Source organism: Nocardioides fonticola (assembly GCF_039536805.1).
In the GTDB taxonomy this organism is placed as follows: domain Bacteria; phylum Actinomycetota; class Actinomycetes; order Propionibacteriales; family Nocardioidaceae; genus Nocardioides; species Nocardioides fonticola.
On record NZ_BAAAZH010000024.1, the window covers coordinates 1 to 21,236 of the forward strand.

The following is a 21,236-nucleotide window of genomic DNA, read 5'->3' on the forward strand; positions in this document are numbered from 1 at the left end:
TGGCCGAGCTACTGGCAAACCCGCCAGCAGCATGACCGTTGCTACGACCACGTGACTCCGCCGGGACATTTCCCCTGAGAAGTGCAGGAATCACCGGTGCACCGGTGATTCCGACAGCCCCCCGCCCGCCGTCAACCCCTCATCCACCGCCCAGCGTCGAGTCGATCAGCTCCTGGGCGACCTCGGCGAGCTGACGGGCGCCGGCGAGGTCCTCGGAGGCGTCCGAGGCGGTCACGGTGACACCGCTCCCGCCGCCCGCGGCCAGCTGGATGAGGTAGCGGGCATCGGCGTTCTCGCACAGCTGAGCGCCCTCGCCGAGCCCGATGATGGCGGTGTCGGTGCCGCTGGAGGAGGAGAGCCACAGGCCGTCGTCGCCCTCGTAGCAGGAGATGTCGGAGACGTCGTCCGCGGCGACCGCACGCACCCGGAACGTCAGCCCCTCCTTCTCGGCGATCGCGTTCAGCCGACGCACCATCACCTCGGGGTCGGAGACGCCGTCGGCGGCGAGCGCGACCGCGCGGTCGTCGAGATCCTGACTGCCCGAGAAGGTCGCGGTCAGGAGCGCGCGGTACGCCGCGATCCCCGCCCGGCCGTCGCCCGCAGCACTCGACCCGGAGGCCGAGGCCGAGGCCGACGGCGACGGGGAGGCATCAGGCGCCGGCTCGTCGGAGTCACCCGAGCATCCGGCGAGCGCGAGGACGGCCACGGCGCCGATGCCGGCCAGGACGACGTGGGGGCGGGTCACCGCCCCATCGAACCACCGGCCGCGGCGCGGCGTCAGCGGATCGTGCCGACGCCCGGGATCAAGGGCAGGTCGAGGGCGGTGACGAACCCCGGCGGCAGGTCGTTGACCGCCGGGACGGCGTTGAGCGCGCGCATGCCGGTGGCAAGACACCCGGCCACGGCCGGAGCGCGCCCCGAGCCGTCGGTGAAGCGGAACGCCGTCTCCTGACTGATCGACGGCGAGCCGATGACGTCGACGCGGTAGACGTCGTCGGCGGTGCCGGCCGGCCACTCGGGGGCGGCGTCGAGCCCGATGCGGTTGACGTGCTCGAGCGTGATCACCTCGCGACCGTCGAACACGCCGTTGATGGTGAACCGGATCGCGGCCACCTTGCCGGCCTCGATGACGCCCTTCGCGGTGGGGCGCGGCGTCGGCGTCACCCACTTCTCCCACGTGGTGGTGATGTCGTCGAGCTCGATGCCGGCGGCGTGGGCGATCATCGGCACGGTGGCGCCCCACGCCATGATGAGCAGCTCGGGGATCTCCAGCAGCGGGGTGAACTCCGGCGAGCGGCCGATGCCCATCTCGTCCTCGTAGTCGCCCTCGTAGTCGGTGTAGTCGAGCAGCTCGGAGGCGCGCACCGAGTCGACCCGCCCGCACAGGCCCATGAGGGTCATCGGGAAGAGGTCGTTGGCGAAGCCGGGGTCGATGCCGGTGGTGAAGCACGACGCGCCGCCGGCCTCGCAGGCCTCGCGCACCGGGTCGAGCCAGGTGACCGGGATCGAGGCCAGGTGCGGCCACACCCACGGGGTCATCGCGGTCGAGCAGACGTCGATGCCGGCCCGCAGGAAGGCGGTGATGACGCGGATGTTGTCGTCGGCCTTGGCCGCCGTGGGGCCGTAGTGCACGAGGGCGTCGGGGCGCAGGGCGATCAGGTCGTCCACCGAGTCCGTCGCGAGGACGCCGATCGGTGCGAGACCGCAGATCTCGCCGGCGTCCCGCCCGATCTTGTCGGGGTTCGAGACGCCGACGCCGACCAGCTCGAAGAGCGGGTGGTCGACGAGCTCGGCGATCACCATCGACCCGACGACGCCGGTGCCCCAGACGACGACCCGTTTGCGGGCTCCCACCCCGGGCGAACCCACGGCGCTCATCGCTCGAAGGCCGCGCGCACGCGGTCCTCGGTGAGGCCGTAGTCCTTGAGCGCGTAGCGGTGGGACGGCGCCTTGCCGCCGGCGCGCAGCTCCTCGTCGGCCTCGCGGACGCACGTCTCGACCTCGGGCGTCCAGTCGAGCCCGAAGGCGTCGTAGATCGAGCGCACGGTGCCGACCTGATCGGCGCGGAAGTCCTCGAAGGAGACGTCGACGAACTGGCGCTGGTCGTAGCGCGGCCGGGCGTCGTGGAAGGCGTGGAAGGAGCGCGACCACAGATCGAGCTGGGTGTGCCCGATGACCCCGCCGATGTAGGAGTCCGAGTGGCCCTCGGTGGTCTCGGCCGAGAGCGAGCAGGAGGAGGCGATGCACACGACCGGGTCGCGGTGGGTGTAGACGATGAGCGCGTCGGGATAGACCGTCATGAGCGCGTCGAGCGCTGTCATGTGCGAGGGGTTCTTCAGCACCCAGCGCTTCTCGGGGTCGTTGAGACCGATCAGCTGGAGGTTGGCGCGGTGCCGCTCGTAGGCGTCGGTCCAGTCCTGGGTCTGCAGCCACCGGCTGTAGCGCGGCAGGTTGGCCAGGGACTCGTACGAGTTGGACTTGCCGGTCTGGCGCAGCAGCCGCCAGCACTCCTCCACCGAGGTGGCATCCATGTAGTGGATGCCCATGTACTCGGGGTTCTCGGCGTGATGCGCGGCGAAGCCCTGCTGCATCATCGCGAAGATCGGGTCGTCGTCCCAGGTCTCGCGGGGCGGCCGCGGCTGGGGGAACTGAGTCAGCCACATCTCCAGGCCCTGGGCATCGGGCGCGGCGTAGAGCAGGCGGTGCAGGGCGGTGGTGCCGGTGCGCGGCAGGCCCATCACGAAGATGGGCCGCACGATCGGGACGTCGGCGTGCTCGGGCCGGGAGGTGAACGCCGCCTGGGTGAGCAGCCGCCCGACGAGCGCCGACTTCACCTCCGAGCGCTGGAAGTAGTTGCCGCGCGGGGTCAGCCCGGCCTCGGGGGAGTTGAGGTCCTCCACGAGCACCCGCAGACCCTCCTCGTGCCCGGTGCCGCCGAAGTCGGAGAGCCCTGTGGTGCGCATCGCCGCAGCGGCGATGTCCTCGTAGGTGCCGACGTCCGCCCGCTCGCGGGTCATCACGTTGTCCGCCATGGGTCTCCCCCTCCGCCGTCCGAGCCCTCAGGACTCGTTGTGGAACTCGCCGCAGTCGACGTTGATCAACTGCCCGGTGATCGCCGAGGCGAGGTCGGTGGCCAGGAAGAGCGTGGCGCGCGCGACCTCCTCGGGCGAGGCGAGCCGCTTGAGGTCGGTCGGCGCGGCCTTCTGGGCGTAGATGTCGTCGTGGGTGACGCCGTCGACCGAGGCCAGCCAGTCGAAGTAGGACTTGTTGACGTCCTCGTAGATGTAGGACGGCGCCACGCTGTTGACCCGGATGCCGCGCGGACCGAGGTCGGTGGCCAGCGAGGAGGCGAGGTGCAGCAGCGCGCCCTTGGAGAGCTTGTAGCCGCTGTACTCGGGCTGGGAGGAGTGCACCACGCAGGAGTTCAGCATGATGATCGAGCCGTGGGTCGCGGCCAGCGCGTCGGCGAACAGCGCCGAGAGCCGCAGGGGCGCGAAGACGTTGGTCTCGTTGGCCGCGCGCAGCGACTCCACCGACAGGGTGCTGACGGGGTCCATCGGCGGGATGCCGAAGGCGTTGTTGAGCAGGCAGTCGACGCGACCGAACTCCTCCAGCGACCGCTCGACGAGCTTGGCCCGGGAGTCCTCGTCGGTGATGTCGGTCGGGACGACGAGCGCGCGGCGTCCGTGGGCCCGCACGACCTCGGCCATCTTCTCCAGCCGCGACTCGGTGCGGCTGACGAGCACGAGGTCGGCGCCCATCTTCGCGGCCTCCTCGCCCAGCGCGCGGCCCAGACCCGGGCCGACGCCGGAGAGGACGACGACCTTGCCCTCCAGCAGCGGCAGGGGTCGGTAGCGCTCCTCGACGGCCGCCGAGGTGGCGACGTGGGCGGCGGCGGTGGTCGGAGCGTTCACGAGATCATCCTTCGGGCGACCGAGCGCTGCCGGGCGGCGATGCGCGCGGCGTACTGCTCGGGGGTGAGCGGGCGGGTGTGGGGCAGCAGGGAGGGGACCTCGGCCAGCGGCACGATCTGCACGGTGGGGCCGTCGTCCGGGCCGAGGTCGCGCTCGAGGCGCTGCCAGCGCAGCATCATCGAGCCGGTGCGGTGGCCGGTGGTCTCCAGCCAGTTCGCGATCGGGGCGCCGTCGTAAGGCGGGTGCTCGCTGACGACGAAGCGCATGACGCCGTCGAGGTCGGTCTCGGCCTGGGCCTTGGTCAGCGAGGTCTGGTGGGTCTCGTAGTCGGTGGAGGCGTACCAGTCCGAGCCGATCTGGATGGCCTGGTAGCGGGCCTCCTCGCAGCGCGGGACGCTGACGATCATCGCCTCGTGCTCGCCGAGCTCGTAGTGGCCGATGGAGGAGCGCTGGGAGGCCAGGCCGCCGGGCGTCGACTGCGGCACGGTGAGGGTGTTGACCGGTTCCTTGTACTGGAAGAACTGCGGGAAGGCGAACCAGGTCTGGATCGAGCCGACCAGGCTGCGCGCGGCCACCTCGTACTTCTTCGCGAGCCGCTCCCGGGTCAGGGGGGCGGCCGGCTGCCCGAGGGTGTCGACCCGCTCGATGGTGATCGTGCCGCGCTCCTCGGCGTCCCAGTCGCAGAAGACCTCGCGCACGATCATCGTCTTCGCGCCGTGCTCGGCGGTGTAGGTGAACTCGAAGGAGCCGTCGTCGGCGACCTCGAGCTCGCGGTCGTCGAAGGCCAGCATCGAGGTGGCCGCGGAGTCGGCGGTGTAGGCGCCGCCCATCACCTGGAAGGACAGGTCGGCGCTGGTGCCGCGGCGTCCGCGGACGACGTACTCGACGCCCTCCTTGAGGTAGGCGTTGAAGTAGATGGCGTCGGGGTTGTCCAGGCCCTGGCGGGAGAACTGGTGGGTCGGGTTGACGAACAGCGGCCGCTCGAGGTCGTAGTCGAACGCGGTCTGCATCGCCATCCGGATGCGGCCGGCGAGGTAGTCGTAACCCTCGAGGAGGTCCTTCTCGGAGCGGATGAACGACGCCCCCGCGATCAGCTTCTCGGCCTCGGCGATCGCCTCGCGCAGCGGCGCGGTGAGGTCCCAGGAGCCGTCGGTGCCGGGAACGGCGTCCGGGGCGCTCACCCGTTCACCTTGGCGATGATGTTCTCGGCGTACTGCTCGAGGTGCTTGATCTTGGTGTCGAGCGGCTCGGTGTCGGGGCCCTTGATGTAGGGAACCCGGAAGCCGACGATGCAGTCGGTGACGCCCTTGTCCTCCAGGCGCTTGATGCCGTCGACGGTGTAGGCGTCGTAGCTGATGACGTGCACCTCGAAGTCGTCGCGGGTGTCGCCCTCCTCCGCGCGGATCTCGGCGAGGCGGGCCAGCAGCCGGTCGAGCTCCTCGCCGTCGCCGCCGGCGTGCATCCAGCCGTCGCCCTTGCGGACGGCGCGGCGCAGGGCGGCGTCCGCGTGGCCGCCGACGAGCAGCGGGATCTTCTCGGTGGCACCGGGGCACTGCTTGAGGCTGTCGACCTCGTAGAACTCCCCGGAGTAGGAGAAGAACTCACCGGTCGTGAGGCCGCGCAGGATGTCCATGCACTCGTCCATCCGCTTGCCGCGCTTCTCCCACGGGACGCCGAGGTTGGCGAAGTCCTCGGGCCACGGCGAGATGCCGACGCCGAGGCCGAGCCGGTTGCCGGAGAGGAAGGCGAGGGAGGAGGCCTGCTTGGCCACCAGCACCGGCGGACGCACCGGCAGCTTCAACACGAAGGGCGTGAGCCGCAGCGTCGTCGTCTGCGCGAAGAGGTGCGCGCAGAGGATCATCGTCTCGATGAACTCCTTGCCCTCGAGGAACTCCCGGTCGCCGGTGTCGGTGTAGGGGTACTTCGAGTCGGAGATCTCGGGGTAGATGAGGCTGTCGGCCACCGTCATGGAGGTGTACCCGGCCGCCTCCGCGGCCTGGGCGAGCGGGGCGTAGTACTCCGCGCGGGTCATGGCCTCGGCGTAGCTGAATCGCATGTCGACCTCTCGATGGGGAACCGGCTCGAAATATAGAACCTGTTTCAGTTCTGTGCCAGAGTTCACACCGTGGAACTGCGCGAGATCAGCGACCGCCTCGAGATCCAGGACGTGCTCGTCCGCTACACCCGCGCCATCGACACCGGCGACTTCGACCGGCTCGACAGCGTCTTCACCCCCGACGCCGACATCGACTACGTGGCCTCCGGCGGCATCCACGACACCTTCTCGGTGATCAAGCCGTGGCTGGCCGAGATGCTGCCGCTGTTCTTCCCGACCCGCATGCACACGCTCGGGCAGTTCGAGATCGCGTTCCCCGACGGCGCCGGCGCGCTCACCGGCGAACCGGGGGACGTCGCCACCTGCACGGCCTACTTCCACAACCCGATGACCATGGACGACGGCGCCGGCGGCACCAAGGTCGTCGAGCTCGGCGGGCTCTACCACCACGAGCTCGTGCGCACCCCCGAGGGCTGGCGCAGTCGCCGGCTCGTCGAGGAGGTCGCCTGGAAGCGCGGGCTCTGACCCACGCCGCCCGATCGGGCGGGGCGAGTTGGGCGACCCCGGGCCGTCCGTGACAATGGCGGGGTGTCCGACCCGACCAGCGGCCCCGATCGCCCCCGCCGTCCCACCGAGGACCGGCCCATCCTCACCGGGCTGGTCGCGCTCGTGGGTGTCGGCATCGGCGTCGGCCTGGTGCTGGGCCTGGTGGTGCTGATCGGCGTCCGGGTCACGGGCATCGGGGGCGACGACGTCGCCGCCTCGACCTCCCGCGACGACGCCACGATGTACCTGCCGCGACCCGAGCGGACGACGGCGTCCGACGGCCCGCTCATCACCCTCGACGCCGACCCGAGCTCTTCGACGACCCCGAGCGCCTCGCCGACCGAGTCGGAGTCGCCCACCGAGTCGCCGTCGCCCGAGACGGGCATCAACCTCTCGGCCGGCACCACCGCCGTCGCCCCGATGGAGCAGATCGACCTCACCGGCACCTACCCCGACGGCGAGGGCGCGGTGCTCCAGGTGCAGCGCTTCCAGGCCGGCGCGTGGGCCGACTTCAACGTGACGGTCGTGGTGAGCAACCAGACCTTCGCCACCTACGTGCAGACCAGCGTGGTCGGCCTCAACCGCTTCCGGATGGTCGACACCGACTCCGGTGCGGTCTCCAACGAGGTGCGGGTGCGGGTCGGCTGAGGTCGGCCTACCGGCGTCAGGAGTCACCGGGCGCCCGGTGACTCCTGCCATTGGTCAGGCAAGACTGCCGTCACGAACCGACAGTCTCGCCTGACCAACCTGGCGACCAGCGACCAGCGCCGATCGCGAACGCCTCACTGCGGCACGTAGTCGAACGTGTCCGGGTTCGGGCCGGTACGACCGGCCTCGCCGCGGTCGAGACCCGAGATCGCGGCCATCTCCTCGGCGCTGAGCTCGAAGTCGAAGATGGCGAAGTTCTCCTCCATCCGCTCCCGGCGCATCGACTTGGGGAAGACGATGTCGCCGCGCTGCACGTGCCAGCGCAGCGTCACCTGGGACGGCGTGCGGCCGTGCGCGGCGGCCACCTTGCCGATGGTCTCGTCGTCGAGCACCTTGCCCTGGGCGATCGGCGACCACGCCTCGACGGCGACGCCGTGGCGGGCCGAGGCGGCGCGGGCCTCCTCGTTGCCGAAGTAGGGGTGCACCTCGATCTGGTTGACCGCCGGGACGACGCCGGTCTCGGCGACGATGCGGTCGAGGTGGGCGGGCTGGAAGTTCGAGACGCCGATCGAGCGGGCGCGGCCGTCGGCGACGAACTCGCCCAGGGTGCGCCACGTGCTCACGAAGTCGCCGTCGTAGAGCGTGGGCAGCGGCCAGTGGATGAGGAAGAGGTCGATCTGGTCGATCCCCAGCTTGGCGATGGTCTCCTCGAAGGCCCGGCGGGCGTCGTCGGGACGGTGGTAGCCGTTGTTCAGCTTGCTGGTGATGTAGAGCTCCTCGCGCGGGAGGCCGGAGGCGGCGATCGCGATGCCGACCTCCTGCTCGTTGCCGTACATCTGCGCGGTGTCGATGTGGCGGTAGCCGACCTCGAGCGCGGTGGCCACGGTGTCGGCGGCCTGCGCCGGGGGCACCTGGAACACACCGAAGCCCAGCTGCGGGATGGTCGTCTGGTTGTTCAGGGTGATGCTCGGAACGGTCATGCCTTCGAGGCTGCCACCTGAGGCGTATTCCCCCTACACCCCGGCGCGAGGAGATCCGAGCGCTCCGAAGGAAGGGGCGGACGCCGGGAATGGATCCCGCCCGACCGGGGTTGGGGCGTATGAATAAACTTGAGCCACCAAGACTCAAGTAAGTGGACAGCACCGACGCAGGTCGCGCACCATGGCGGCCGACGTCCCTCGGGCACCCGGCACCGCAGCACAGCTCAGCGCAGCATCCGCCGGCGACCGGGCAGCCCACAGCGAACAGCGAACAGCAGAAGGAAGGTTCAGCCATGGCACGTGCGGTCGGCATCGACCTCGGCACGACCAACAGCGTCGTGTCGGTCCTGGAGGGCGGCGAGCCCACCGTCATCGCGAACGCGGAGGGCGCGCGCACCACGCCGTCCGTGGTCGCCTTCGCCAAGAACGGCGAGGTCCTCGTCGGCGAGGTCGCCAAGCGGCAGGCCGTCACCAACGTCGACCGCACCATCCGCTCGGTCAAGCGCCACATGGGCACCGACTGGAAGGTGAAGATCGACGACAAGGACTTCACCCCGCAGCAGATCAGCGCGTTCGTCCTGCAGAAGCTCAAGCGCGACGCCGAGGCCTACCTCGGCGAGCCGGTGACCGACGCCGTCATCACCGTGCCCGCGTACTTCTCCGACGCGCAGCGCCAGGCCACCAAGGAGGCCGGCGAGATCGCGGGCCTCAACGTCTCGCGCATCGTCAACGAGCCCACCGCCGCGGCCCTGGCCTACGGCCTGGACAAGGGCGAGGACCAGCTCATCCTGGTCTACGACCTCGGCGGCGGCACCTTCGACGTCTCCCTGCTGGAGATCGGCGAGGGCGTGGTGGAGGTCAAGGCCACCAGCGGCGACAACCACCTCGGCGGCGACGACTGGGACAACCGCATCGTCGAGTGGATGGTCAAGAAGTTCAAGGACAACAACGGCGTCGACCTCGGCGCCGACAAGATCGCCAAGCAGCGCCTCCAGGAGGCAGCGGAGAAGGCGAAGATCGAGCTGTCCTCCTCCTCCGAGACCACGATCCACCTGCCCTACATCACCCACGGCGAGTCCGGCCCGCTGCACTTCGAGGAGCGCCTCACCCGCAGCGAGTTCCAGAAGCTGACCGCCGACCTCATCGAGCGCACCAAGGCCCCGTTCCAGCAGGTGCTCAAGGACGCCGGCGTCAAGGTCGGCGACATCGACCACGTCGTCCTGGTCGGCGGCTCGACCCGCATGCCGATCGTCACCGAGCTGGTCAAGGAGCTGCTCGGCGGCAAGGAGCCCAACAAGGGCGTCAACCCCGACGAGGTCGTCGCCGTCGGCGCCGCGCTCCAGGCCGGCGTGCTCAAGGGCGAGGTCAAGGACGTCCTGCTGCTCGACGTCACCCCGCTGAGCCTGGGCATCGAGACCAAGGGCGGCATCATGACCACCCTCATCGAGCGCAACACCACCATCCCGACCAAGCGCAGCGAGATCTTCACGACCGCCGACGACAACCAGCCCTCGGTGGAGATCAAGGTCGCGCAGGGCGAGCGCCAGATCTGGGCGGAGAACCAGCCGCTCGGCAACTTCGAGCTCACCGGCCTGCCGCCGGCGCCCCGCGGCGTCCCGAAGATCGAGGTCACCTTCGACATCGACGCCAACGGCATCGTCCACGTCACCGCGAAGGACCAGGCGTCGGGCAAGGAGCAGTCGATGACGATCTCCGGCGGCTCCTCGCTGAGCAAGGACGAGATCGACCGCATGGTGCGCGAGGCCGAGGAGTACGCCGAGGCCGACGCCAAGCGACGCGAGGCGGTCGAGGTGCGCAACCAGGCCGACCAGCTCGTCTACACGACCGAGAAGTTCCTCACCGACAACGCCGAGAAGCTGCCCGAGGACGTCAAGACCGAGGTCCAGGCCGACGTCGACGCCCTCAAGGCCACCCTCGAGAACGCCGACGCGGACGCCGAGGAGCTCAAGGCCGGGGTCACCAAGCTCAACGAGTCCAGCCAGAAGATGGGTGCGGCGCTCTACGCCGCGGCCGAGGCGGAGTCGGCGGCGCAGGGCGGTGCCACCGGCGCCACCGGCGAGGCCGACGAGGACATCGTCGACGCCGAGGTGGTCGACGAGACCCCCGAGGACGACAAGTGACCGATCCCGCAGGTGCCGAGGCCGGCGCGGCTGACGCGCCGGTCGAGGGCGAGGCCCCCGTCGACGCGCACGCCGCGGAGACCTCCGGCGTCTCGGACTGGATCGAGGAGGGCAACCCCCTCGAGCCCCAGGACGTCGCCGAGGTCGAGGGCACGGCGGGCACCGAGGGTGCTTCCGGTGACGCCGGGGAGCCCGAGGACGGTCTCGACCCGCTGGGCCGCGCCCAGTCGGAGCTGGCCGAGCGCACCGCCGACCTCCAGCGCCTGCAGGCGGAGTTCCTCAACTACAAGCGCCGCGTCGACCGCGATCGCGACCTCATCCGGGAGAACGCCACGTTCGCGGCGCTCACCCCGATCATCGAGGTGCTCGACACGATCGACCGGGCGCGTGAGCACGAGCCTCTCGAGGGCGGCTTCAAGGCCGTGGCCGAGCAGCTCGAGCGCACGGTCGCCGCACTCGGACTCGTCCGGTTCGGCGATCCCGGCGACGCCTTCGACCCCGGGCTGCACGAGGCCCTGAGCCACATCGGCACCGACCCCGAGGTCAGCGTCACCACCTGCAAGGTCATCGCGAAGGCCGGCTACCGCATCGGGGAGCGCGTCGTCCGCGCCGCCCAGGTGCTGGTGGTCGAACCCGCCGACGCCTGACCCACCGCCGTCCGCCGCCCAGCCGCGCGTCCCTCGAGGGGCGCGCGGCCGGCGGTGACGGCACCGCCACCGCACGACACGAGGGGAGGTATCTCGCGTGAGCAGTACCGACGGCTTCCGGGCCGACTGGGCGCAGAAGGACTTCTACGCCGTCCTCGGCGTGAGCAAGGACGCCACGACCGACGCCATCAAGAAGGCCTACCGCAAGCTGGCCCGCGAGAACCACCCCGACTCCCACCCCGACGACACCGCCAAGCACGAGCGGTTCAAGGCCGTCGCCGAGGCCTACGACGTCGTCGGCGACCCCGACAAGCGCGCGAAGTACGACGAGATGCGCCGCCTCTACGCCTCCGGGGGCGGCTTCCCCGGAGGCTTCGGCGGTGCCGGGTTCGGCGGCGGCGGGCAGACCTTCAACCTCGACGACCTGCTGCGCCAGCAGGGCGGGGCCGGTGGCGGGATCGGCGACATGTTCGGCGACCTCTTCGGCGGCGGGGGCGGCTTCGGCGGCGGCTTCGGCCGCGGACGCCGTCGCGCCACCGCGGGCGCCGACGTCGAGACCAGCGCCACCATCGGCTTCGCCGACGCGCTCGACGGCGTCACGATCTCACTGCGCCTGACCAGCGAGTCGGCGTGCGAGTCCTGCCGCGGCACCGGCGGCAAGCCGGGCACCAAGCCGCACACGTGCCCCCAGTGCGACGGCGCCGGCTACGTCACCGCCGGTGTGGGCGGGGCGTTCTCCATCAACGAGACCTGCCCGGCCTGCGGTGGGCGGCAGATGGTCTACGACGACCCGTGCCCCACCTGCCACGGCACCGGCCGCGGCAGCTCGGCGCGCACCATCTCGGCCCGCATCCCCGCCGGCGTGAAGGACGGCCAGCGCATCCGGTTGCGCGGCAAGGGCGGGCCCGGCGAGAACGGCGGCCCGGCCGGCGACCTCTACGTCACGGTCAAGGTGCAGGGCCACCCGGTGTTCGGCCGCAAGGGCGAGCACCTCACGATCGACGTCCCGGTCAGCTTCGACGAGCTGGCCCTGGGTGCGGAGATCAAGCTGCCGACCCTCGGCGGCGCCCCGGTCACCCTCAAGGTGCCGGCGGGCACGCCGAACGGCCGCACGTTCCGGGTGCGCGGCAAGGGCGCCCCGGGCCCCGACGGATCGCGCGGCGACCTGCTCGCCACGGTGGAGGTCCAGGTGCCCGCGGTGCTCAACGCCGAGGCGCGCGCCGCCGTCGAGGCCTACCGGGCCGCGATGTCCGGCACGCCGCTGCGCACGAAGCTCTTCGACACGGCAGGGTGATCACCATGGCCGGCACTCCCCGCTCCCCCTTCGAGGGTCGCCGCGGCGGCCCCGGACCCGACCCCGACGCGGCCGTCTACGTCATCAGCGTCGCCGCCGAGCTCACGGGCCTGCACCCGCAGACCCTGCGCACCTACGAACGCCTCGGCCTCATCACCCCCGGGCGCACCGGCGGCGGCGGACGCCGCTACTCCGCCCGCGACATCGAGACCCTGCGCGGCATCGCCGAGCTCACCTCCTCGGGCATCGGCCTCGAGGGCGTGCGGCGCATCATCGAGCTGCAGAACCACGTGGCCGCGCTCGCGGCGCGCAACGACGAGCTGCTCGCCGAGCTGCACGCCACCCGCGAGGCCCTCGCCCAGGCGCTGACCCAGCGCAGCGAGGTGGCACGCACCCCGAACAAGCTGCCGGTGCTGCGCCAGCCGGGGGCCGGGACGCCGTCCTCGGTCGTCGTGTGGCGACGCGGCCGCTGAGCCGGCCGGGCCCGCCGGGCCTGCTCGTCCTGGAGTGGTCGGCGCGGCTCCGGGTGATGCAGACGGCCGCCCGGGGTGCCGACGCGCACATTCCCTGGCGGCCCGGGCCCCTGCCTTCTAGTCTTCGCTCGGACGAGACGGTCGTCACGTCCCGACCGGGCGCGTGGGGTGCTCGGCATCAGGAGCGGGGTGCGGTGGATGGTTGAGTGGTTCAGCGACTGGCTGGCCGACATCCACTGGGTGCACTTCCTGACGATCCCGGTCTTCACCGGCGTCGTCGGCTGGCTGATCAACTGGTCGGGCCTGTGGATGCTCTTCAGCCCGGTGCGCTTCCACGGCGTCCGCATCCCCGGCATGCAGGAGCTCGCCGGCCTGCTGCCGCGCAAGGTGCAGGAGGTGCCCGGCATCCTCCAGGGCGGCATCGGCTGGCAGGGCATCGTGCCCGCGCGCGCCGCGAAGATGGGCAGCATCGCCGTCGACAAGGCGATCGCCAAGCTCGGGACGCCGGCGGAGTTCTACCAGCAGCTCGAGCCCGACCAGATCGCCGAGCACATCATCGAGGTGTTCCGTCCCGAACTGCCGGAGCTCGTCGACCGGGTGATGCGCGAGGAGCACCCGCGCCTGTGGCGCGACCTGCCGCGGCCGGTGCGCACCGCCGTCATCGAGCGGGTGCAGGCGCAGCTGCCCTCGGTGGTCACCAAGGTCACCACCGAGATCGGCATCCACATCGACCAGCTGCTCGACCCCAAGATCATGGTCATCGACCACTTCCAGAAGAACCCCGCGCTGGTCGTGCGCATCTTCCGCGACTTCGGTCAGCGGGAGCTGAACCTCATGGTCGCCTTCGGCTTCATCTTCGGGTTCCTGCTGGGCATCCCGGTCGCGATCGTCGACTCGATCTTCGGCCAGTGGTGGCTGCTGCCGATCCTCGGCGTCATCGTCGGCTGGATCACCAACGCCCTGGGCATGTGGCTGATCTTCGAGCCCACCGAGCCCAAGCGCTACTTCGGCATCAAGACCCAGGGCCTCTTCCTGCGTCGCCAGGAGCAGGCGGCCGAGGTCTACGCGCGCATCATCGCCGAGGACGTCATCACCCTGGAGCGCATCGGCGACTTCCTGCTCGAGGGCCCGCGCGGCGACCGCACCCGCGCGATGCTCGCCACCGCGCTGAAGCCCGCCATCGACAAGGCCGCCGGGCCGGCGCGGGCCGCCGTCCGGCTGGCCGTGGGCCCGACCAAGTTCGACAACATCCGCGACTCCGTGGCCCGCGAGGCGGTCGGGCGCACGCTCACGCCGTTCCAGGATCCCGACTTCAGCCGCCGCCAGTCCGAGAAGATCCGGGTGCTCATCGCCCGGCGCACCAAGGAGCTGCCGCCGCGCGACTTCGTCGACATGATGCGCTCGGCCATCAAGGAGGACGAGTGGATGCTCTACGCCCACGGGGCGATCATGGGTCTGGCCGGCGGCTTCCTGCACCTGTGGATCTTCGGAGTGGCGTGATGGGTGTGATCGAGGGGCCCGGCCCCGGCTCGACCGGCGGCTCGATGGAGCGCGACGAGGCCTACGAGCGCTCGTTGGACGACGCCCTGGCCCGGGTCTACGGCGACGAGGCGACGCCGGTGCCGCTCACCGAGGCGTTGGCCCCGGCCGTGGAGGCCCTGCCCGGCCTGGCCCGCGTGGCGGCGTCCGCGGCCTGGCACACCACGAGCTGGAGCGTGCGCGCCTACGTCAAGGGCGGACGCCGGCTGGCCAAGGCGATGACCGACTCCCGCGAGGCGGCGGCCCTGGCCGCCGACGCCACCAAGATGGCGGCGGTCGTGAGCGACCTGAGCCGCTCGGTCTCCGGCGGGACGCCGATCGGCCGGGCGCTGCTGCAGGCCGCGGAGTCCCTCGGCGAGATCGTCGACCCGGCCGGGGAAGGGCCCTCGGTCGTGGTGGCGGCCAACATCCACGTCAACGACCGCCGTCGCTCGACCCCCGAGCGGCTGCGCGAGCGCGGTGCCGACCTGCTCGAGCGCAGTCGCGACGTGTGGAGCGAGGAGGAGTCGCACCCGGCCTACGACCGCATCCTCGACGAGCTCGCCCCCGACGAGGCCCGCATCCTGCTGCTCATGCTGCGCGGCGGCCCGCAGCCCAGCGTCGACGTCCGCACCGGTGGGCCGATCGGCCTGGTGAGCAGCCAGCTGCTCGCGCCGGGTCTGACGATGATCGGCCCGCGGGCCGGTCTGCGCTACGTCGACCGCGTGCCCTCCTACCTCAACAACCTCTTCCGGTTGGGGCTCGTGTGGTTCTCCGCCGAGCCGCTGCGCGACCCGATGGACTACCAGGTGCTCGAGGCCCAGCCCGACGTGCTGGCGGCCATGCACTCGGTGCGGTTCGCCAAGATCGTGCGCCGCAGCATCCACCTCACGCCGTTCGGCGAGGACTTCTGCCGGACCTGCCTGATCGACGAACTCGCGGCCACCGCGGTCTTCCCCGCCCACGAGGCGCCCCCGGAGAGCGCCGACGCCTGAGGCGAGCGGCCCGGCCGACCCGACTGGCCTCCCAGACTTGAGCGGAATAGACTCAACTTAGCTGAGGTTGTTCCACTGACGGGCCGAGCACGGCTCGTCGTACGAGCCCACCGCCCGGAGGTCCCGCCGCCATGAGCCAGTTCGGCGCCGACACGTTCACCACCCGCAGTCGCGAGGCCATCGAGGCCGCGCAGCTGTCCGCCACCACCGCCGGCCACAGCGTCATCGAGCCGGTGCACCTGCTCCTCGCCCTGCTCCTGCAGCCCGAGAGCACCCCCGCCTCGCTCGTCACCCGGGCCGGCGCCGACGCCGCCGCCCTCGTGCGCGCCGCCTCCGCCGCCCGCGACGCCCTGCCCACCGCCACCGGGGCCAGCGTGCAGACGCCGACGGCGTCCCCCGCCCTGACCCGGGTCCTGGCCGGCGCCCTCGATCTCGCCCGCTCGATGAAGGACGAGTACGTCGCCACCGAGCACCTGCTCATCAGCCTGGCCACGGTGGAGTCCTCGGCCAAGAAGGTGCTCACCGACGCCGGGCTCACCGAGGCCGGCCTGCGCGACGGGCTGACGGCCGTGCGCGGCAACCGCCGCGTCACCAGCCAGGAGGCCGAGTCGACCTACGAGGCGCTCGCGAAGTACTCCGTCGACCTCACCGCCGCCGCCGAGCAGGGCCGCCTCGACCCCGTCATCGGACGCGACTCCGAGATCCGACGGGTCATCCAGGTGCTCTCGCGGCGCACCAAGAACAACCCCGTGCTCATCGGCGAGCCCGGCGTCGGCAAGACCGCCGTCGTCGAGGGCCTGGCCCAGCGCGTGGTCGCCGGCGACGTGCCCGACAGCCTCAAGGGCCGCCGGGTGCTCAGCCTCGACCTCGCCGCCATGGTCGCCGGCGCGAAGTACCGCGGCGAGTTCGAGGAGCGGCTCAAGGCCGTGCTCGAGGAGATCAAGGACGCCGGCGGGCAGGTCATCACCTTCATCGACGAGCTGCACACCGTCGTCGGTGCGGGCGCCGGCGGCGACTCGGCGATGGACGCCGGCAACATGCTCAAGCCGATGCTGGCCCGCGGCGAGCTGCACATGATCGGCGCCACCACGCTCGACGAGTACCGCGAGCGCATCGAGAAGGACCCCGCACTCGAGCGGCGCTTCCAGCAGGTCTTCGTCGGCGAGCCGAGCGTCGAGGACACCATCCAGATCCTGCGCGGCATCCAGGAGAAGTACGAGGCGCACCACGGCGTCCGCATCACCGACGCCGCGCTCGTGGCGGCGGCGTCCCTCTCCGACCGCTACATCCCCGGCCGTCAGCTGCCCGACAAGGCCATCGACCTCGTCGACGAGGCGGCGTCCCGGCTGCGCATGGAGATCGAGTCCTCCCCCGAGGAGATCGACAAGCTGCGCCGCCAGGTCGACCGCATGAAGATGGAGGAGTTCGCGCTCGCCAAGGAGTCCGACGACGCCTCGGTCGAGCGGCTCGCCGCCCTGCGCGCCGACCTCGCCGACCGCGAGGAGGAGCTGCGCGCGCTCGAGGCCCGCTGGGAGCGGGAGAAGTCCTCGCTGGAGGGCGAGGGCGAGCTGCGCCGCCAGCTCGACCAGCTGCGCATCGAGGCCGAGCGCCTGCAGCGCGAGGGCGACCTCGGCAAGGCCTCCGAGCTGCTCTACGGCCGCATCCCCGAGCTGGAGGCCCAGATCAGGGCCGCCGACGCCGCCCAGGCCGGCGGGCTCGACCCCGCCGACCGGCTCGTCGGCGAGGAGGTCGGCGCCGAGCAGATCGCCGAGGTCGTCGAGGCCTGGACCGGCATCCCGACCGGGCGCATGCTCCAGGGCGATGCCGAGAAGCTGCTGCACATGGAGGAGGTCCTCGGTGAGCGGCTCATCGGGCAGCGCGAGGCCGTCCGCGCGGTGAGCGACGCCGTCCGCCGCTCGCGGGCCGGCATCGCCGACCCGAACCGCCCCACCGGCTCGTTCCTCTTCCTCGGCCCCACCGGCACGGGCAAGACCGAGCTGGCCAAGGCGCTGGCCGACTTCCTCTTCGACGACGACCGCGCGATCGTGCGCATCGACATGAGCGAGTACGCCGAGAAGCACGCGGTGGCCCGCCTGGTCGGGGCGCCTCCGGGCTACATCGGCTACGACGAGGGCGGCCAACTCACCGAGGCGGTGCGCCGGCGTCCCTACTCCGTCGTGCTCCTCGACGAGGTCGAGAAGGCCCACCCCGAGGTCTTCGACATCCTGCTCCAGGTGCTCGACGACGGCCGCCTCACCGACGGCCAGGGCCGCACGGTCGACTTCCGCAACACGATCGTGGTGCTGACCAGCAACCTGGGCTCGCACCACCTCGTCGACCCGCTGCTCGACCCCGAGAAGCGGCGCGACTCGGTGATGGCGGTCGTGCGGTCGTCCTTCAAGCCCGAGTTCCTCAACCGGCTCGACGAGATCGTGGTCTTCGAGGCGCTCACCCCCGCCGAGCTCGCCCGCATCGTCGACCTCCAGCTGGCGCTGCTCGAGCAGCGGCTGGCGGTGCGCCGCATCGGCATCGAGGTCACCGACGAGGCCCGCACCTGGCTGGCCGACACCGGCTACGACCCGGCCTACGGCGCCCGCCCGCTGCGGCGGCTCATCCAGACCGCGATCGGCGACCCGCTGGCCCGCATGCTCATCGCCGGCCAGATCGGCGACGGCGGCCGGGTGCGCGTCGACCTCGGCCGGGAGGACACCGGCCCCGACGGCGTCCCGACCGAGGGCACCGGCCGGCCGCGGCTGGTGCTGACCCCCGCGTAGGCCTGCGTGTCGCGGGCCCGATGCAGGCCCGATGCGGGGCTGATGCGGGGCTGACACCGTCCCGGCGTCTCGCGGGGCACCTGCCGGGTTAGTCTCGGCAGGTGCCCCGTACCGCTCCCCGCCGTGCCGCCGCCGTCCTCGCCTCCGCCGCACTCCTGGCGCCGCTCGCGCTCTCCTCGTCCTGGGCCGGGGGCACCGACCCCGGCAGCACGAGCAGCGACACCCTCTTCCCGACCTCCGGCAACACCGGCTACGACGTGCGTCGCTACGACGTCGCCCTCGACTACACGCCGGGCGCCAACCAGGTCGAGGCCACGATCACGATCACGGCCCGCGCCCAGCAGGCGCTGCGCTCGTTCCACCTCGACTTCGAAGGGCCGACGCTCGACACCGTCACCGTCGGGGGCAAGGCCGCGACCACGAGCCGCGACGGGGCCGAACTCATCGTCACCCCCGCCTCGACGATCGCCCGGGGCTCCACCTTCACCACCGTCGTCACCTACGCCGGCACCCCGCCGACCCACACCGACCCCGACGACAGCACCGAGGGCTGGGTGCCCACCTCCGACGGCGCTGTCGCCCTCGGCCAGCCTGTCGGTGCCGCCACCTGGCTGCCCTCGAACAACACGCCCGGCGACAAGGCCGACTACCGGTTCCGCATCACCGTGCCCGCCGGCTGGTCGGCGGCCGCCAACGGCGCCCTCGTCTCGACCACCACGAGCGGCACGCGGACCACCTGGACCTGGCGCACCGACGAGCCGATGGCCACCTACCTGGCCACGATCGCCATCGGCCGGTTCACCGTGACCAAGGGCTCGTTCCGCTCCCGCGACGGCCGCACCATCCCCGTCACCACCTTCGTCGACTCCCAGCTCGGCTCGGCCGACGGCCTGAGCCGGCTGACCGAGATCCTGCGCACCGAGGAGAAGTGGTTCGGCCCCTACCCGTTCAGCGCGGCCGGCGGCATCGTCGACGACGCGAACGTGGGCTACGCGCTGGAGACCCAGACCCGGCCCTTCTACCCCATCGGCGGCGCCGACGTCTCCACCGTGGTGCACGAGAGCGCCCACCAGTGGTTCGGCGACTCCGTGGGCCTCACCGACTGGCACGACATTTGGCTCAACGAGGGCTTCGCCACCTACGCCGAGTGGCTCTGGGACGGCGCGCACGGCGGCAAGACCCCCCAGCAGCACTTCGACGACCTCTACGCCGAGCCGGCGGGCTCCGGCCTGTGGAGCCCGGCGCCGCGTACCTTCACCGACCCGGCCGACCTGTTCGGCGAGCCGGTCTACAACCGCGGCGCGATGACCCTCCAGGCCCTGCGGGTGCGCATCGGCAGCAAGGACTTCTTCACGCTGCTGCGCCGCTGGGCCGCCCAGCACCGCGACGACACCGTGCGCAACGCGCAGTTCGTGGCGCTCGCCGAGAAGGTCAGCGGCAAGGAGCTCTCGGCGTTCTTCCGCACCTGGCTGGAGATCCCGAAGAAGCCGAAGGGCTACTGACCAGCGGCCCTCAGACCTCGCTGACGGCGTAGGCCGCGGCGGGCTTCTGTTTGTCGTCACCGCAGCTCTGACGCCGCCGCGTCGAGGTCGCGGTGACGCGGACGTTCTCCGTTCCGCCGGCGAGGTGCACCCGGACGACGTCGCCGTCGACCTCGATCCGGCCGACGGCGTCGAGAGCATCGAGGCCGTGCGCCGCTCGAACGTGCAGGTCGGCGGCCTGGGCCACCGGTGTCTGCCCGGCACGGCCGCGCACGAGGGCGAGGTCGGGCAGTCGCCCCGAGAGGATCCGCTCGGCGGCGGGGACGGCGTCCGCGGCACCGACCCGACCGAGGGTGACGCCGCTCGGCAGGGCGATGAGGGTCGGGGCGAACCGGTGGCCGCCGAGATGGCTGGTCTCCCAGGTGTCGTCGGGCCAGCGGGCGGCCAGCGCGGCGGCGACCGGGCGGCCGAACTCGGCGCAGCACACGTCACGGCGTCCATGGGTGCACACCAGCCAGAGCGGTGCGGCATGGGGACGCCAGTCGGCCGCCGCGAGATCGAGGTCGTCACCCACGAGCGCGGTCTCCACGACGCCCGCGACGAGGTCGGCACGGAAGACCCGGCGGCCGCCGGGGGTCGCTCCTCCGCCGACACGTCGGATCAGCTGCACCCGGACGCCGTCCTCGACGCCGTCGATCGCGAGCTCGTCGGCCGCCTTCGGCGTCCAGGCTCCGGGCTGCTCGACCAGCACCCATCTGGTCTCGGTGGGTGCCGTGCCGGCGAGCGGCTCGCCGTCCCCGACGCTCGCGAGCGAGCACCGGAACGGGCCCACGGCCGTCTGCGTCACGTGTGCACCTCGCCGAGGTCCTCGTGGCTGCGGTGGCTGACCGGCTCGACCTGGAACGTCGCGTGCCGCACCCCGAAGTGCTCGGCCACGCACGCGCAGAGATCATCGAGCACCGCACCCACTCCGCGGGCGGCCAGCGCCTCGTCGGTGACGGTGACGTGGGCCGAGAGGCTGGGCAGGCCCGACGTGATGGTCCAGGCGTGCAGGTCGTGCACGTCGACGACGCCCGGCACCCCCAGCACGTGCTGCTCGACGTCGTCGAGGTCGAGGCCGGCCGGGGCGATCTCGAGCAGCACCACGGCGGCGTCCCGCAGCAGCGCGACCGAGCGCGGCAGGATCATCGCGGCGATCAGCAGGGAGGCGATCGGGTCGGCGCGATGCCAGTCGGCCACCAGGATCGCGACCCCCGAGAGCACGGCGAGCACCGAGCCGAGGAGATCGGCGAGCACCTCGTTGAGGGCGCCGCGCATGTTGAGCGACTCGCCGTCGGCCCGGCCGAGCACCGTGAGCGACACGCCGTTGGCGATCAGGCCGACGAGGGCGAAGGCGACCATCGCGCCGCCGTCGACGTGCGCGGGGTCGAGCAGGCGCGGGATCGCCGCCCACGCCAGGTAGCCGCAGACCACGAGCAGCACGACGGCGTTGACGAGCGCGGCGAGGATCTCCGCACGGTGGTAGCCGAAGGTCGAGCGCTTGCCGCCGGGCAGGCCGGCCACGAACGAGGCGCCGAGCGCGAGCACGACGGCCGCCGCGTCGGTGGCCATGTGGCCGGCGTCGGCCAGCAGCGCGAGCGAGTCGGTGACGAACGCCCCGATCACCTCGACCACCATCACGGTCGCGGTCACCGCCAGCACGATGCGCAACCGACGCCGGTCGGCCGCGCGTGCGGCGCCGTGCCCGTGCCCGTGTCCGTGGCCCATGG

At 71.7% G+C, this 21,236-nt stretch carries 19 protein-coding genes; 10 read left to right on the forward strand and 9 right to left on the reverse strand.

The window, feature by feature from the left end; translation table 11 throughout:
* Positions 1-139: 139 nt before the first annotated feature.
* From ABD671_RS15160 to ABD671_RS15185, 6 genes are read right to left on the reverse strand one after another with little or no spacing between them, the layout of a single operon-like run.
* Positions 140-745 carry a hypothetical protein gene (locus tag ABD671_RS15160; protein WP_344734261.1) on the reverse strand — a complete coding sequence of 202 codons (606 nt, stop codon included), beginning with the start codon at positions 743-745 and terminating at the stop codon, positions 140-142.
* A 32-nt stretch (positions 746-777) separates the two neighbouring features.
* Entirely contained in the window at positions 778-1,854 is a 1,077-nt protein-coding gene (locus ABD671_RS15165; RefSeq protein WP_344734262.1) for an NAD(P)H-dependent amine dehydrogenase family protein, read from the reverse strand.
* 20 nt (positions 1,855-1,874) lie between these two features.
* Positions 1,875-3,032, reverse strand: coding sequence for a sulfotransferase family protein (locus ABD671_RS15170; protein WP_344734263.1), 1,158 nt, complete (start codon positions 3,030-3,032; stop codon positions 1,875-1,877).
* A 27-nt stretch (positions 3,033-3,059) separates the two neighbouring features.
* Positions 3,060-3,914, reverse strand: coding sequence for an SDR family oxidoreductase (locus ABD671_RS15175; RefSeq protein WP_344734264.1), 855 nt, complete (start codon positions 3,912-3,914; stop codon positions 3,060-3,062).
* A complete protein-coding gene (locus ABD671_RS15180; RefSeq protein WP_344734265.1) occupies positions 3,911-5,095 on the reverse strand; it encodes a type VI secretion system Vgr family protein in 1,185 nt (394 codons plus the stop codon). The genes ABD671_RS15175 and ABD671_RS15180 overlap by 4 nt, the downstream gene beginning before the upstream one ends.
* Positions 5,092-5,970 (reverse strand): TIGR03619 family F420-dependent LLM class oxidoreductase, encoded by an 879-nt coding sequence (locus ABD671_RS15185; RefSeq protein ID WP_344734266.1) that lies wholly within the window; start codon positions 5,968-5,970, stop codon positions 5,092-5,094. The genes ABD671_RS15180 and ABD671_RS15185 overlap by 4 nt, the downstream gene beginning before the upstream one ends.
* Positions 5,971-6,039: 69 nt before the next feature.
* Here ABD671_RS15185 and ABD671_RS15190 point away from each other — a divergent pair, with 69 nt between their 5' ends.
* A complete protein-coding gene (locus tag ABD671_RS15190) occupies positions 6,040-6,495 on the forward strand; it encodes a nuclear transport factor 2 family protein (RefSeq protein ID WP_344734267.1) in 456 nt (151 codons plus the stop codon).
* 63 nt (positions 6,496-6,558) lie between these two features.
* The gene (locus ABD671_RS15195) at positions 6,559-7,164 is read left to right on the forward strand and encodes a hypothetical protein (RefSeq protein WP_344734268.1); all 606 of its coding nucleotides are present in this window, start codon (positions 6,559-6,561) and stop codon (positions 7,162-7,164) included.
* Between the two features lie 134 nt (positions 7,165-7,298).
* Here ABD671_RS15195 and ABD671_RS15200 read toward each other — a convergent pair whose 3' ends face one another.
* Entirely contained in the window at positions 7,299-8,144 is an 846-nt protein-coding gene (locus ABD671_RS15200; RefSeq protein WP_344734269.1) for an aldo/keto reductase, read from the reverse strand.
* A gap of 293 nt (positions 8,145-8,437) precedes the next feature.
* Here ABD671_RS15200 and dnaK point away from each other — a divergent pair, with 293 nt between their 5' ends.
* The 8 genes from dnaK (at position 8,438) to ABD671_RS15240 (ending at position 19,488) form a co-directional block, all read left to right on the forward strand.
* The gene (gene dnaK / locus ABD671_RS15205) at positions 8,438-10,285 is read left to right on the forward strand and encodes a molecular chaperone DnaK (protein ID WP_344734270.1); all 1,848 of its coding nucleotides are present in this window, start codon (positions 8,438-8,440) and stop codon (positions 10,283-10,285) included.
* Positions 10,282-10,932 (forward strand): nucleotide exchange factor GrpE, encoded by a 651-nt coding sequence (gene grpE / locus ABD671_RS15210; RefSeq protein WP_344734271.1) that lies wholly within the window; start codon positions 10,282-10,284, stop codon positions 10,930-10,932. The genes dnaK and grpE overlap by 4 nt, the downstream gene beginning before the upstream one ends.
* A gap of 97 nt (positions 10,933-11,029) precedes the next feature.
* A complete protein-coding gene (gene dnaJ / locus ABD671_RS15215; RefSeq protein WP_344734272.1) occupies positions 11,030-12,226 on the forward strand; it encodes a molecular chaperone DnaJ in 1,197 nt (398 codons plus the stop codon).
* Between the two features lie 5 nt (positions 12,227-12,231).
* Positions 12,232-12,699: a heat shock protein transcriptional repressor HspR gene (locus ABD671_RS15220; RefSeq protein ID WP_344734273.1), complete on the forward strand. Its 468-nt coding sequence runs from the start codon at positions 12,232-12,234 to the stop codon at positions 12,697-12,699.
* A gap of 198 nt (positions 12,700-12,897) precedes the next feature.
* Positions 12,898-14,199 (forward strand): DUF445 domain-containing protein, encoded by a 1,302-nt coding sequence (locus ABD671_RS15225; protein ID WP_344734274.1) that lies wholly within the window; start codon positions 12,898-12,900, stop codon positions 14,197-14,199.
* Positions 14,199-15,212 carry an Abi-alpha family protein gene (locus ABD671_RS15230; protein ID WP_344734275.1) on the forward strand — a complete coding sequence of 338 codons (1,014 nt, stop codon included), beginning with the start codon at positions 14,199-14,201 and terminating at the stop codon, positions 15,210-15,212. The genes ABD671_RS15225 and ABD671_RS15230 overlap by 1 nt, the downstream gene beginning before the upstream one ends.
* Positions 15,213-15,343: 131 nt before the next feature.
* Positions 15,344-17,986, forward strand: coding sequence for an ATP-dependent chaperone ClpB (gene clpB, locus ABD671_RS15235; protein WP_344734276.1), 2,643 nt, complete (start codon positions 15,344-15,346; stop codon positions 17,984-17,986).
* A 101-nt stretch (positions 17,987-18,087) separates the two neighbouring features.
* Positions 18,088-19,488, forward strand: coding sequence for a M1 family metallopeptidase (locus ABD671_RS15240; RefSeq protein WP_344734277.1), 1,401 nt, complete (start codon positions 18,088-18,090; stop codon positions 19,486-19,488).
* A 10-nt stretch (positions 19,489-19,498) separates the two neighbouring features.
* Here ABD671_RS15240 and ABD671_RS15245 read toward each other — a convergent pair whose 3' ends face one another.
* Complete coding sequence (locus ABD671_RS15245; protein WP_344734278.1) at positions 19,499-20,314, reverse strand: ferredoxin family protein; 816 nt, start codon at positions 20,312-20,314, stop codon at positions 19,499-19,501.
* A complete protein-coding gene (locus tag ABD671_RS15250) occupies positions 20,311-21,234 on the reverse strand; it encodes a cation diffusion facilitator family transporter (RefSeq protein ID WP_344734279.1) in 924 nt (307 codons plus the stop codon). Before ABD671_RS15250 ends, ABD671_RS15245 begins: the two co-directional genes overlap by 4 nt.
* Between the last annotated feature and the right edge of the window lie 2 nt (positions 21,235-21,236).

What these genes read in the sequence shown, in the direction of transcription:
- ABD671_RS15170 (WP_344734263.1), bottom strand. Translation starts at nt 3,032, where the DNA reads ATGGCGGACAACGTGATGACCCGCGAGCGGGCGGACGTCGGCACCTAC.
- ABD671_RS15185 (WP_344734266.1), bottom strand. Translation starts at nt 5,970, where the DNA reads ATGCGATTCAGCTACGCCGAGGCCATGACCCGCGCGGAGTACTACGCC.
- ABD671_RS15200 (WP_344734269.1), bottom strand. Translation starts at nt 8,144, where the DNA reads ATGACCGTTCCGAGCATCACCCTGAACAACCAGACGACCATCCCGCAG.
- dnaK (WP_344734270.1), top strand. Translation starts at nt 8,438, where the DNA reads ATGGCACGTGCGGTCGGCATCGACCTCGGCACGACCAACAGCGTCGTG.
- ABD671_RS15220 (WP_344734273.1), top strand. Translation starts at nt 12,232, where the DNA reads ATGGCCGGCACTCCCCGCTCCCCCTTCGAGGGTCGCCGCGGCGGCCCC.
- ABD671_RS15225 (WP_344734274.1), top strand. Translation starts at nt 12,898, where the DNA reads ATGGTTGAGTGGTTCAGCGACTGGCTGGCCGACATCCACTGGGTGCAC.
- ABD671_RS15230 (WP_344734275.1), top strand. Translation starts at nt 14,199, where the DNA reads ATGGGTGTGATCGAGGGGCCCGGCCCCGGCTCGACCGGCGGCTCGATG.
- clpB (WP_344734276.1), top strand. Translation starts at nt 15,344, where the DNA reads ATGAGCCAGTTCGGCGCCGACACGTTCACCACCCGCAGTCGCGAGGCC.
- ABD671_RS15250 (WP_344734279.1), bottom strand. Translation starts at nt 21,234, where the DNA reads ATGGGCCACGGACACGGGCACGGGCACGGCGCCGCACGCGCGGCCGAC.